Origin of the sequence: Amycolatopsis sp. Poz14 (genome assembly GCF_006704225.1) — a bacterium.
Taxonomy (GTDB): Bacteria; Actinomycetota; Actinomycetes; order Mycobacteriales; family Pseudonocardiaceae; genus Amycolatopsis; species Amycolatopsis nivea.
Genome location: NZ_JACLHD010000001.1, coordinates 7,739,837 through 7,752,060 on the forward strand (window position 1 = coordinate 7,739,837; position 12,224 = coordinate 7,752,060).

At 66.8% G+C, this 12,224-nt stretch carries 12 protein-coding genes; 3 read left to right on the plus strand and 9 right to left on the minus strand.

Annotated features, from left to right (window positions below):
* Nucleotides 1–495: 495 nt before the first annotated feature.
* Together FKO37_RS35895 and FKO37_RS35900 are read left to right on the plus strand one after the other, a co-directional pair.
* Nucleotides 496–2,373, plus strand: coding sequence for an ATP-binding protein (locus FKO37_RS35895; protein ID WP_238607416.1), 1,878 nt, complete (start codon nucleotides 496–498; stop codon nucleotides 2,371–2,373).
* 385 nt (nucleotides 2,374–2,758) lie between these two features.
* Complete coding sequence (locus FKO37_RS35900; protein WP_238607417.1) at nucleotides 2,759–3,160, plus strand: hypothetical protein; 402 nt, start codon at nucleotides 2,759–2,761, stop codon at nucleotides 3,158–3,160.
* 48 nt (nucleotides 3,161–3,208) lie between these two features.
* Here the strand turns inward: FKO37_RS35900 and FKO37_RS35905 are convergent, their stop codons facing one another.
* The 3 genes from FKO37_RS35905 to FKO37_RS35915 all read right to left on the minus strand — a co-directional run bounded on the left by FKO37_RS35905 (nucleotide 3,209) and on the right by FKO37_RS35915 (nucleotide 5,910).
* A complete protein-coding gene (locus FKO37_RS35905; RefSeq protein WP_238607418.1) occupies nucleotides 3,209–3,691 on the minus strand; it encodes a hypothetical protein in 483 nt (160 codons plus the stop codon).
* 49 nt (nucleotides 3,692–3,740) lie between these two features.
* Entirely contained in the window at nucleotides 3,741–5,306 is a 1,566-nt protein-coding gene (locus FKO37_RS35910) for a recombinase family protein (protein WP_238607419.1), read from the minus strand.
* Between the two features lie 61 nt (nucleotides 5,307–5,367).
* Entirely contained in the window at nucleotides 5,368–5,910 is a 543-nt protein-coding gene (locus FKO37_RS35915; protein ID WP_043833247.1) for a snapalysin family zinc-dependent metalloprotease, read from the minus strand.
* A 173-nt stretch (nucleotides 5,911–6,083) separates the two neighbouring features.
* Here FKO37_RS35915 and FKO37_RS35920 point away from each other — a divergent pair, with 173 nt between their 5' ends.
* Nucleotides 6,084–8,003, plus strand: coding sequence for an AarF/ABC1/UbiB kinase family protein (locus FKO37_RS35920; protein ID WP_238607421.1), 1,920 nt, complete (start codon nucleotides 6,084–6,086; stop codon nucleotides 8,001–8,003).
* A 409-nt stretch (nucleotides 8,004–8,412) separates the two neighbouring features.
* Here the strand turns inward: FKO37_RS35920 and FKO37_RS35925 are convergent, their stop codons facing one another.
* The 6 genes from FKO37_RS35925 to sufC all read right to left on the minus strand — a co-directional run bounded on the left by FKO37_RS35925 (nucleotide 8,413) and on the right by sufC (nucleotide 12,214).
* The gene (locus FKO37_RS35925) at nucleotides 8,413–8,634 is read right to left on the minus strand and encodes a hypothetical protein (RefSeq protein ID WP_238607422.1); all 222 of its coding nucleotides are present in this window, start codon (nucleotides 8,632–8,634) and stop codon (nucleotides 8,413–8,415) included.
* A 117-nt stretch (nucleotides 8,635–8,751) separates the two neighbouring features.
* Nucleotides 8,752–9,177, minus strand: a complete 426-nt coding sequence (locus FKO37_RS35930) for a hypothetical protein (protein ID WP_134730905.1) — start codon at nucleotides 9,175–9,177, stop codon at nucleotides 8,752–8,754.
* Nucleotides 9,178–9,235: 58 nt separating this feature from the next.
* A complete protein-coding gene (locus tag FKO37_RS35935; protein WP_037814682.1) occupies nucleotides 9,236–9,634 on the minus strand; it encodes a metal-sulfur cluster assembly factor in 399 nt (132 codons plus the stop codon).
* On the minus strand, nucleotides 9,631–10,080 hold the full coding sequence (gene sufU, locus FKO37_RS35940; protein WP_037814681.1) for a Fe-S cluster assembly sulfur transfer protein SufU: 450 nt from the start codon (nucleotides 10,078–10,080) through the stop codon (nucleotides 9,631–9,633). The genes FKO37_RS35935 and sufU overlap by 4 nt, the downstream gene beginning before the upstream one ends.
* The gene (locus FKO37_RS35945) at nucleotides 10,077–11,393 is read right to left on the minus strand and encodes a cysteine desulfurase (protein WP_037814680.1); all 1,317 of its coding nucleotides are present in this window, start codon (nucleotides 11,391–11,393) and stop codon (nucleotides 10,077–10,079) included. The genes sufU and FKO37_RS35945 overlap by 4 nt, the downstream gene beginning before the upstream one ends.
* A 50-nt stretch (nucleotides 11,394–11,443) precedes the next feature.
* Complete coding sequence (gene sufC / locus FKO37_RS35950; RefSeq protein ID WP_037814678.1) at nucleotides 11,444–12,214, minus strand: Fe-S cluster assembly ATPase SufC; 771 nt, start codon at nucleotides 12,212–12,214, stop codon at nucleotides 11,444–11,446.
* Nucleotides 12,215–12,224: the final 10 nt, after the last annotated feature.

The following is a 12,224-nucleotide window of genomic DNA, read 5'->3' on the forward strand; positions in this document are numbered from 1 at the left end:
ACGGGGTCTGTCCAGGCGGTGCCGAGGGCGGGCCTGGCCCAGTCCGCAAGCAGGGTGGGCCCCAGTGACGAGGATGTTGCGCAGGTTGAGGCGGCATGCAGCAACTGCGGTCCCGGCCAGCGCCAGGCTGCGCTCGTCGGCGTGTCCAGTCTGGCACTGTGAGTGCGGCCAGATCAGTGGTGCCGGGTCCAAGGGTCCGCAGGACGGCCGGTGAGGTGCTCGAAGTCAAGCAGGTTCCAGTCGCCCGGCCAGCGCAGAGCCAGGCCGGTGCCGGTGACTGCGCGGATAGGGCAGCCTCGCGGGACTGGGTGGCGGTCCAGCGGTGATCGGCGGGCAGGCCCTTGACGAACATTGACGGGTGGGTGGTGTGCAGGACTGCGGCGGTCCCGGAGTTCAGTCCGGCGCTGATCACTTCGACGGCGCGGACCGGCAACGAATTGACCCGCCTCAACGGCCAGCGTGCAACGAACGACCACCAGCCTGCGACTATCGAACGTGACAGAACTGCAGCACGCCGACATCCCTGAACCTCTCCCTGACGGAGCCCTGCCCCTGATGGGAGAAAATTCAGGCCTCGGCTTGTCGGCTACTGACGACGTGCGTCCGCCGATCACGATCAGGAAGGTGAGTTTTCAGCGGTTCAAGCAGTTCAAAGACACCACGATCACCCTTCGGCCCGGTGTCTCGTTGATCGCTGGCGGCAACAACTCCGGGAAGACCTCCCTTCTGCACGGCCTCGCTGTCTGGGAGTTCTGTCGAACGGCTACGCGCATGGAACGTGGCGAGGAAGGGCTGCTACCCGAAGCAACCGATCGGCAGGGGTTCGGCTTGGGCGACGAGCAGTTCTCGCCAATCAATGTCCCCTCGCTCAAGCACCTCTGGACAAACCTCAAGTCCGCTAAGGAACCCGATGCCGCAGATGGTGGCTACACCTTGCACCTGACCTGCGAATGGGAGCAAGACGGCAAAGCGCGAGAACTTGGTTTCGGGCTTGCGCTAGTGAATGACCGACTTTTCATCAAGACCGCCAGCTCTAATCTTGCGTCCGGCGATCCGGCACCTCGGATAGCCTACCTGCCTCCGTTTGCCGGCATCATGGCTAGAGAAGAACGCATTAACGGCGCGATTCGTCGCCGACGAATCGGCGAGGGACTGGCCGGAGCAGTGCTACGCAACCTCCTTCTAGACATGCAGCAGGCCAACCTGGCAAAACGTGCCGCCCTGCGTGAACGGCCCGCCCATGAGTCCGGAAAACGTCGCACAAAAATTAGCGACGCCGACCTGAAACGGCTGCGCGAAGAAGATCCATGGGAACTGCTGCTTCAGGCGCTACGCGGGGTCTTCAACGCTGAACTGCAGGTGAAGGACTTTCGCGAAGAGTACCACTCCTACATCGAAGTTCTGGTCGACAAGGGAACGGTCGACGGCTACAAGTTCAAACGTCATCCCGGATACAACCTGCGCGATCTCATGGTCGAGGGCAGCGGATTTCTGCAATGGCTCAGCGTCTACACCCTCGCTACCTCACCTGACGCAGACGTACTTCTTTTCGACGAGCCCGACGCGCACCTACACCCAACACTGCAGCAAGAGATGCTTGGACGTTTGGAGGATCTCGCCTCATCGGTCGGCAAACAAGTACTTCTGGCAACCCATTCCAGCGAGATTCTACGCAACGCTGAGCCGTCCAAAATCCTGCAGATCAAACCGGGAGGATCCACCCGATACCTGTCCGAGCCCCACCAAAAGATCGGGCTCCTGGAAGGACTCGGCTCTGACTACGCACCGCGGATCGACCAAGTCCGCAAAGCCAAACATATCCTGTTTGTGGAAGGGACGTCTGACATCCCGATCCTCAAGCATCTTGCCCAAGCAGCCGGCCTGACCTGGCCAACAGACTGGGTGGCATGGCACACCACAGCATCCCACAAGGAGCGCAAGAATCTATGGAGGGCACTCATCGAGGACATCCCAGGAATAGTCGCCGTGAGCCTGCGCGACCGCGACGATGAAGCCCTCAACACCGTCGGCGACCACCTCCAAGACGCCAACTGCCCAGACCTCGAAGGTTTCCACGCCCGCAAATGGCGGCGCCGCTACATCGAGGCATACCTACTCTGGCCACCCACACTCGCCGCCTGCTCCGGCAAGACGGAAGACGAGGTGACCGACTACCTGCGAGACCACCACGCCATCGCCATCGGCAGCAGCTTTGTTGACCGGGACGCACCACAGACACTGATCGACGTCCGTGCCAAGAACATTCTCACAGGACTCGGCCTGAACGCGATCGATGTCGCGAAAAACCTGCCAGCGGAAGCCATCTGTGAAGATGTGCTCGCCCTGCTCAAGTTGCTCAACGATCTGGCATGACGCCGGGCCGCTCGTCCAGATACCAGGCTTCCAATGGATCGCAGAGCCGAACAGACCACGCCCATCCCTACACTCGGCTTGCCTAGTGAACGCAGTCGTTCGTTGCGGCCGAGATTCAGCTCATGCGAGGCGCGCCCGTACCCCGTAGTGCGAATGCGCCCAGACCAGGACTGCGTCGGAGGGCGCGATGAGTTTCGATTGGGTTCAAGCTGCCCCCTGGGGAATATCGGCCACGAGCGCGGTACTGGCTGGTTGCGCGCTCTGGCGGACATCCCGGAGCGTCCGGCGTGAACTGCCTGCCAACTTCGGAGTCTGGCTCCAGCGGGACCGTGTCTCTGGGACCGATCGCGTCTCCCTCATGTACAACAACCGAAACTCCGCTCCCATGACGAGAGTCTTGATTTGCATCAAGGTTCGGCCCGCAGGACCGGTCGTGCTCAGTGCCGACGCCTTGCCCCCAACCGCCGAGCCGCAGCGACTCGATGGCCTGCTTGACCACCTGTCCTCTTCTGTCCGCATGGCCGCCGTTCTCAAGGAGTGGCCGGGCCCGAAATTGTCCACGCACGACGCCGTCGCGAAGGGTCTCCTCACCGCCTATGTCGATCTGGTCCTCTTCACCGATCCGGCCGGCAAGCAATGGAGTCGTGACCTTGACGGAAACCTGGCTCCTCTTTCACGCGCGAGTGAATCGGAGCTTCGCGAACTCAGGCAGGACGTCATCGAGATGAGATTCGACATGCCCACAAACGTGATCGAACCGGCAACCGGCGAGTCCGAACAGCTCTGAACCCGCGCCCGAGCGGCGAGCCACCGTCAGCGGATCCGGTCCGTCCGATCAGGACACCATGCGCCGAGACCCGGGCATGCCGGCGGTCGTGTCGCTACGCGTGCGCCTCTGAGCCGCCTGGGCTTGGTCGCGCAGCCACGTGTCGTGGTCCGGGTGTTCGGGATGGTTGACGTCGTCAGGGTTGCGATCGAAGTACGCCGCCGCGATACCCACCCCGAAGTCCCACACCCACGACTCTCCGTCCACGTACAACCGCGGCTCCGGGAACATGAGCGCGTCACCGCCCTCGGCGTAGTCGCGCGGAACCCCGAACATGGCCACCTGGCACGTGTGGTGCTTCCCGTTCGGGCGCCGGAACTCCAGATCACACACGTACCGGCCGTCGTCGCGGTCGTCCTCGGGGCGGCGGGACGCGACCAGGGTGTAATCCCACCGCGCGCACGCGTCCGCGACGAACGCGTCCAGGTTGGCGGCAGCGGTGTCTTCGGGCGCAGTCGGCAACGGTCCGCTGCCCGGACTGAATATCGCCATGGAAGGACCTTCCTCGTCGCTGGTATTCCCGTTAACGTCGTCAGCGCGGTCAGCCGCCGGGACCGGGGTCCGTATCGGCCCGGCCGCGCTTGGTCTCGTACGGCTCGATGCGGACGCGTTTCGGGTCGAACGTGCGGAACCCCTTGCGGGCGGACGGGTAGACGCAGAGCGTGTCCCGGCCGAGCGCGTCGCTGAGCATGGCGCGTCGCTCGCCGACATCGGCCGCGTCCCATTTCGCGGCGGCTTCATCCAGGGTCATGGCCTCGGTGGGGCCTTCCGGGTTGCCGCCGGTCAACTCCTCCCGCTCCGCCTCCAGGCGCGCGAGATCCTTCAGCAGGGGCTCGTTCGCCTTGTCGTACGCCTTGTCCGACATCTGCCGCGCGCCCCACTTCGCCGCGATCGCTTCCTGCCGTTCCTCGCACTCGGTGATCTCCGCCTCGACGGCAGCCAGCCGATCGGAGACCAGCGCCCGCGCGGCCTTGATCGCCGCCGCGTGGTTCTTGTCCGAAAATCGCGCGATCACCAGGGCGCGGATTTCCCGGTCCACCGCACGCATGTCCGCCGCGACCTTGCCGCAGCCCCCGCGCGCTTTCGGGCAGTGGTATTGGCGCCGCCGCTGTCCGTCCGGGTATTCGCCGACGTGCGGGCGGGCGGACAGCTTCTTGCGGCACTTCGGGCAGGTCGCAATCCCGGACCCCACGTAGGTATTGCCCGGTTGCCGTCCCCGGGTGCGTCCGGCGAACAGCGCTCGCAGTCGCTTGAAATCGTGCGGGTCCACGATCGGCTCGCCCGGCATGTGCCCGACGATTTCCCCGTCGTGCTCGATCAGTCCCGCGTTGCGCGGCCGCAGCAGCACGTCCCGGACCTGCGTCGGGCGGAACACCCCGCCGGTGACCGTGCGCAGCCCTGCCGCGTTCCATTCCTCGGTCACCGCTTCCTGGGTCACCTTGGCCAGGAGAGCGCGCGTCCCGGACCGCAACGCGGCACGCTCCCGCTCCACTAGTTCCGCCGGAACCGGCTTCCGGGTGTCCTTGCCGTCCTCGTCCAGCGCCTGTTCTTTCGGCACCGTCCGGTCCAGCCCGGGGAACCCGAACGACCGGCCCTGCAAATGAGGGATGCCCCGGCGGCGCAGCGTGTCGAACCGGCGGGAAATCCGCTGAGACGCTTCGTCTGAGTTGCGCTGGTTGTGCGCGACCTCCTGCCGCAACTGGTACCGGTCGTTGTAATCCGACAGGTCATAACGACCGTGCGAGGACCCCACCGTGACCGAGTCGAAGCCCTCGACCAGCTTGAACAAGTCCTCAAGATCCGAGGACAGGCGCCAACCCCGGTCGGTGTTCCACAACACCACGCCATCGGACGCCCGCGACGCGATCCGCTTGATGATCCGTTCCCACCCCTTGCGGCGGACCTTCGGATTCCACGCGGACAGCTTCGGGTCGGAAATCTCCTCGCCCAGCACGCCGCCCAGCCGCGCGATCGTCTCGCGGTTGTCAGCGTGCTGAGTCTCGCACTTCTCCAGCTTCCCGGCCTGGTTCCTGGACAGCCGCGCATACGAGTCCAAGATCGGCTGCCGACCGCCCCAACCAGCAGTAACCTCGTAACCGTGACCCATGCCACCACGGTAGGTCACCAAATGAGAGTCCGCTAGAACCGGCACAAACACTCACGAGTCCTCAGTAGACAGTCGTCGTGACCCGCGTGCCCGCGGCCCGGACCCCGTTGGCCCACAACTGCTGCACCTTCGCCGACTCCTGCGCGTCCGGCTTCGCGTTGGTGCACGACGTGCCCGGACCGTGCCCCGACATCAGCTCCGTGCACGGCCCCTCGTAGTGGTCCGGCAGCCCGAGGTTGTGCCCGAGCTCGTGCGCGGCGATGCGGGTCGGGTCGTAGCCCTCCGCGACCTGGCTCGTGTCCAGGTAGACGTCGCCGTTGCCGTGGCCGTCGGTCTGCGTGTACGAGCCGCCGCTGTGCACCTCGTGGATGGTGATCGTCGCCTTGCCCTCGTCCTTGACCAGCTGCACGTCGGTGACCGCGGCGTTCCAGTTCGCCGCACCCTGGTCGATCTGCGCGACGTAGTCCGGCGCGCCTGCCGAGCTGTAGTAGACGGTGGTCGCCGCGGCGGCGGAGGCGGCGGGTGCGGTCGCCAGGCCGAAGCCGAGCGGCACGGCGGCGACCGTGGCCAGTGCGGCGATCCGCCGGAACCCTCGTGCGTGCATCGTGTCCTCCGTACTCATCGGGGAAAGCAAGCAACCCTTTGTCCGCTCGATGACGTTAGAAGTTCACCACCGGGGCCGACTACGTCCGAAAGTAGGGCGCTCCCCCGCGAGAGGGAGGCCCGTCCCGCCCCGGCTGGATCCGCGCGCGCCGCCGTGCTGGTGTGCTCTTCGGCATGCAAACGCTGCTGCTCGGCCTGGTGGCCTACGTCGTCGTGCTGTGGCCGCTCGTCGCCGCGGCCCGCAAAGTGCTCGGGGTGCGTGTCGGTCTCGTCCGGGCGCTCGGCGCCGCGCTGGCCGGCTGGCTCGTCGCGGGCACCGCTGTCCGGCTGTTCCCGATCGCCGTGCTCACCAACGCCGGGGTCGCGATCGGACTGCTGATCCCGTTGGCGGGCAGTGCGCTCGCGGTGACCCTGCTGGTCCTGTTCGTCGCCGAACTCGCGGTTCCGTCCGGCGGACCGGGACTGTTCGCCCGGATGCGCTCGCTGCGATCCCGCGCGTCCCGCGCCCGTCGTTACTCGCGGATCATGCGCATCGCGATCCGCCACGGCCTCGGCTCGTTCCTCACCGGCCGGCGCACCGCGGGACCCGACGGCTCGGCGAAACTCGCGCGGTCGCTGCGGCTGGCATTGGAAGAAGCGGGCGTGACGTTCGTGAAGCTCGGCCAACTGCTCTCGACCCGCGCCGATCTCCTGCCGCCGGTGTACATCCGCGAACTCAGCAAGCTGCACGATCAAGTCCCGCCCGCGCCCGAAGACGAGGTGCGCGCTTTGCTGCGGGAGGAAATCGACGTCACCGCCTTCGCCCACATCGACGACGAACCCCTTGCCGCAGCGTCGATCGCGCAGGTTTACGGCGCCCGGCTGCGGTCCGGCGCCGAGGTGGTCGTGAAGGTGCAGCGGCCCGGGATCCGCGAGCAGGTGGAACGCGACATCGACATCGTCCGCCGCCTCGCCGCCGTGCTGTACGAACGCGCCGGCTGGGCACGTTCGCTCGGTGTCCGGGAACTGGCCGACGGCTTCGCCGAGTCCCTTGAGGACGAACTCGATTTCCGCACCGAAGCCGCGAACATCGAAGCCATCGCCGCACATCCAGTCCCCGGCGTCACGTTGCCGACTGTCCACAAAGCACTGTCCACAGAGCGCGTTCTGGTGATGCGCCGGCTGGACGGCAAACCGCTCGCCACAGGTTCCGCGCACTCCCGCGAAGAACTCGCCCGCACCTTCCTGCGCAGCCTGCTAGACCAAGTACTGCTGGGCGGGGTGTTCCACGCAGATCCGCACCCTGGCAACGTTTTGCTGCTCGAAGACGGCACCCTCGGCCTGCTCGACTTCGGCTCCGTCGGCCGCCTGGACACCGGCCTGCGCGCCGGCCTGCAAGCCCTGCTGCCCGCCATCGACCGCGGCGACCCAGCCGGCGTCCGCGACGGTTTGCTGGAAATCGTCAACCGCCCGGACGATCTCGACGAACAACGCCTGGAACGCGCCCTCGGCGCCCTGCTGGCCCGACACTTCGGCCCCGGCCGGAGCCCCGGTCTCGACCTGTTCACCGGCCTGTTCCGCGTCGTAGCCGACTTCCGCCTCGCCGTCCCGCCGCCGATCGCCGCGGTGTTCCGCGCTTTGGCAACCATGGAAGGCACCCTCGCGACGCTAGCCCCGGACTTCGACCTGGTCGCCGAATCCCGCGCATTCGCCACCGAACGCATCGGCCTGCGCTCGGACACCCTGCGCCGCACCGTCACCGACGAATTCACCGCCTTGCTGCCGGTGCTGCGCCGCCTCCCCCGCCGCGTCGACCGGATCGGCGCGGCGCTGGAGGAAGGCAGACTGTCGGTGAACATGCGCCTGTTCTCCGACGAACGCGACCGCGACCTGGTGACCGGCCTGGTGCACGAGGTGCTACTGGCCCTGGTCGGCATCGCAACCGGACTTATGGCCGTACTACTGCTGTCCAGCTCGAGCGGTCCGCAACTGGTGCCCGGACTAACGCTCAACCACGTGTTCGGCTACAACCTGCTGATGATCAGCGCACTGGCGGGGCTGCGACTGCTTTTCGTCGTCTTCCGACGCTCCGGACGACGGCCCCGAACCCGCTGACCCTCACCCCAACCCTGCTCGGCGAAGTACGTGAGGGGAACCCTCACGAACCCAGATTCCCCCAGGGTTCCCCTCACGACCAACTCCGGTGCGCCCCAATGCGGCATTGGGTGCGTCAGACGCACCGAACGCCACATTGGGTGCGTCCCACGCACCCAATGCCACATTGGGGCGCTATCCCACCCACCAACCGCAGCCGACGCACCCGACAAGCGAGACACTCAGCCCGGCTCCCGCAGCCGACGCACCCACGCATCGAAACACTCAGCCCGACCCGCAGCCGATGCACCCAACCATCGAGGCACCCAGCCCCTCCCCCGCACCCCGATACGAAGCCTCCCTGCGGGCGGTGGGTGCTTGTCAAGGCATCTTTCCCGCCTTGACAAGCACCCACCGCCCGTCAGCACAATCAAGCTTCGGGGTGCCCCACGCAACCAACGAGCGCAATGTCGCCGCCAGGCGACGAGCCGCCCGAAACCACGACGCCCTCACCACCGCGGCAAGTCATGCCAACCATCACCCGGCCCAGCAAGGTGAAATACCCCTGCGCAACGGCATACGCGCCAGCACCGCCGAAAACCGGCGAAGCACGCAGAAAACCAGCGACGGCGGCCAGAAACCCGTCGATCACCGAGCGAGGATCGACACCAGCCGCGGACCCGTCACACGACCGAGGACCGCCCAGACAGATAACGCCCCTCTATCCACAATGGACTCACCCACCCCCGTATAGGCCGTTATACAACCCCTACTCCCGAAGGATCGAATTAAGCGGCCGCCCAACATCCCCATAAACAGGCATCAACCCAGGACTAACCGTGAACGCGACCGTCCCGGCCAGCGCCACCACCACCGTCAGCCCGCCCAGCAGCGCGCCTTTGCGGGCCAGGTCGCCGCCGTAGCGCAGTCCTCCCCCGAGCCGCCCGAGCACCACCGCCAGCACCCCGGCCAGCAGCGCCAGGAACCACAACGCACCGAGCACCAGGACGAACACCTCGGCCACGAGCGGATACACCCCGGCGGTCAGCATCCGGGGCCGGACCAGCAGCCAGGCCAGCCAGGTGAGCACCGCGAGCGAGAAACTCACCGCGGCCACGGACACCGCTCCCACGGCCAGGCCGCGGCTGGGTCTTTCCTCGGAAGAACGCACGGATTCGGAGTCGGGTTCGGTCATTGACCAGTAATAGCACCCGCCCCCGGCGAACCGGGAGCGGCCTTCTCGAAGCACAACGTCAGACAGTGAAACCGAGCGCCCGCAACTGCTCGCGACCGTCGTCGGTGATCTTCTCCGGGCCCCACGGCGGCATCCAGACCCAGTTGATCCGGAAGTCGTTCACGAGACCGCCGGACGTCAGCGCGGCCGACGTCTGGTCCTCGATCACGTCGGTGAGCGGGCACGCCGCGGACGTGAGCGTCATGTCGATCGTCGCGGTGTTGTCGGTCTCGACCCGGATGTCGTAGACCAGGCCGAGGTCCACGACGTTGATGCCGAGTTCCGGGTCGACGACGTCGCGCATCGCTTCCTCGACGTCCTCGATCTTGGCGATGTCGGCGGGGACGGCGGCGGACTGCTCGGGCAGGTCCGCGGCGGTGCGCCCCTCGCGCGGGTCGGTGGCCGTCTCTTCGCTCATGCCTTCTCAGCTCCTGTGGTGGTGCTGGACACCGCGTCCTTGAACGCCATCCAGCCGAGCAGGGCGCACTTCACGCGCGCCGGGTACTTCGCGACGCCGGCGAACGCGACGCCGTCCTCCAGTACGTCCTCGTCCGGTTCGACCTTGCCCTTGCCCTGCATCAGTTCCACGAACGCGTCCATGGTCGTGAACGCCTCGTCGACCGTGTGCCCGACGACCAGGTCGGTGAGGACCGACGCGGACGCCTGGCTGATCGAGCAGCCCTGCCCGTCGTAGGACACGTCCTCGACTTTGCCGTCGCTGACCTTCACCCGCAAGGTGATCTCGTCGCCGCAGGTCGGGTTGACCTGGAACGACTCCGCGTCGAACGGATCGCGCAGGCCGCGCCCGTGCGGGTTCTTGTAGTGGTCCAGGATGATCTCCTGGTACATGCTCTCCAGGTTCACTTCTCGGCCCCGTCCTGGGCCACCCCGAAGAACTTCTGCGCCTCGCGGATCCCGGCGACCAGAGCGTCCACTTCGGACAGCGTGTTGTACAGGTAGAAGCTCGCCCGCACGGTGGCGGGCACCGAGCACGCCCGGTGCAGCGGCCACGCGCAGTGGTGCCCCACCCGCACGGCAATGCCGAGGCTGTCGAGCACCTGGCCGGCGTCGTGCGGGTGCACGCCGTCGATCACGAACGCGACGGTAGCGCCGCGGTCTTCCAGGTCGGTCGGCCCGACGATGCGCACGCCCGGGATCGCGCTGATCCCCGCGATCGCGGCCGCGGCCAGCTCGTGCTCGTGCGCCGCGACGCGGTCCATCCCGATGGCGGACAGGTAGTCCACCGCCGCGCCGAGGCCGATCGCCTGCGACGTCATCGGCACCCCGGCCTCGAACCGCTGCGGCGGCGCGGCGAACGTGGTGCGCTCCATCGTGACGAGCTCGATCATCGAACCGCCGGTCAGGAACGGCGGCATCGCGGACAGCAGTTCGGTCCGGCCGTACAGCACGCCGATCCCGGACGGGGCCAGCATCTTGTGCCCGGAGAACACCGCGAAGTCGACGTCCAGCGCGTGGAAGTCCACCGGGAAGTGCGGCACCGACTGGCAGGCGTCCAGCACGGTCAGCGCGCCGACCTCTTTCGCCTTGGCCACCAGCTTGGCCACCGGGTTGACCGTGCCGAGCACGTTGGACTGGTGCGCGAACGCGACCACCTTCGTGCGCGGCGTGATCACACTGTCCATGTCGGACAGATCGAGCCGGCCCTCGGCGGTCACCTTGAACCACTTCAGCGTCGCCCCGGTGCGCTGGCACAACTGCTGCCACGGCACGAGGTTCGCGTGGTGCTCCATCTCGGTGATGACGATTTCGTCGCCCTCGCCGATCCGGAAACGCTCCGCTTCCGGTCCGGCGGTGGCGGCGTTGCTCATCGCGTACGCCACGAGGTTGATGCCCTCGGTCGCGTTCTTGGCGAACACCAGCTCTTCCGGGTCCGCGCCGACGAATTCCGCGGTCTTGGCACGCGCGGATTCGTAGGCGTCGGTGGCCTCTTCGGACAGCTGGTGGGCGCCGCGGTGCACGGCCGAGTTCGACGTGAACACGTACCGCCGTTCCGCGTCGAGCACCTGCACCGGCCGTTGCGAGGTCGCTCCGGAGTCCAGGTACACCAAGGGTTTCCCGTCGCGCACGGTGCGCGTCAGGATCGGGAAGTCGGCACGCAGTGCCGCCACGTCAAGGGGAACAGAGTTGGTCGGGCTGTTCGAAGCCGTGGTGGTCATCGAGCCAACTCCTCTCTCTCGGTGTCGTCGGGAACGGGGCGCGGGGAACGTCAGGCCTTGGCCGGCTCGGCGGAGCCGACGTACTTGACGTAGCCGTTCTCCTCCAGCTCGTCGGCCAGTTCGCGGCCGCCGGACTCGACGATGCGGCCGTCGGCGAAGACGTGCACGAAGTCCGGGGTGATGTGCCGCAGGATGCGGGTGTAGTGCGTGATCAGCATGACGCCGACCTCGTTGCCCGCCTTGTACTCGTTGACGCCCTCGGACACGACGCGCAGCGCGTCGACGTCCAGGCCGGAGTCGGTCTCGTCGAGGATCGCGAACTTCGGCTTGAGCAGCGCCAGCTGCAGGATCTCGTGGCGCTTCTTCTCGCCGCCGGAGAAGCCCTCGTTCACCGAGCGCTCGGCGAACTCCTGGGAGATGCCGAGCTTGCCCATCTCCTCCTTGACCTCCTTGACCCAGTGGCGCAGCTTGGGAGCCTCGCCCCGGACCGCGGTGGCCGCGGTGCGCAGGAAGTTCGACATCGAGACGCCGGGCACCTCGACCGGGTACTGCATGGCGAGGAAGAGGCCGGCGCGGGCGCGCTCGTCGACGCTCATCTCGAGCACGTTCTCGCCGTCCAGCAGCACCTCGCCGGAGGTCACCGTGTACTTCGGGTGGCCGGCGATCGCGTAGGACAGGGTGGACTTGCCGGAGCCGTTCGGGCCCATGATCGCGTGCGTCTCGCCCGACCGGATGGTCAGGTTGACGCCCTTGAGGATCTCCTTGGCGCCTTCGTCGGTGGTCACCGACGCGTGCAGGTCCTTGATTTCCAGGGTAGCCATTCTTCGTTTC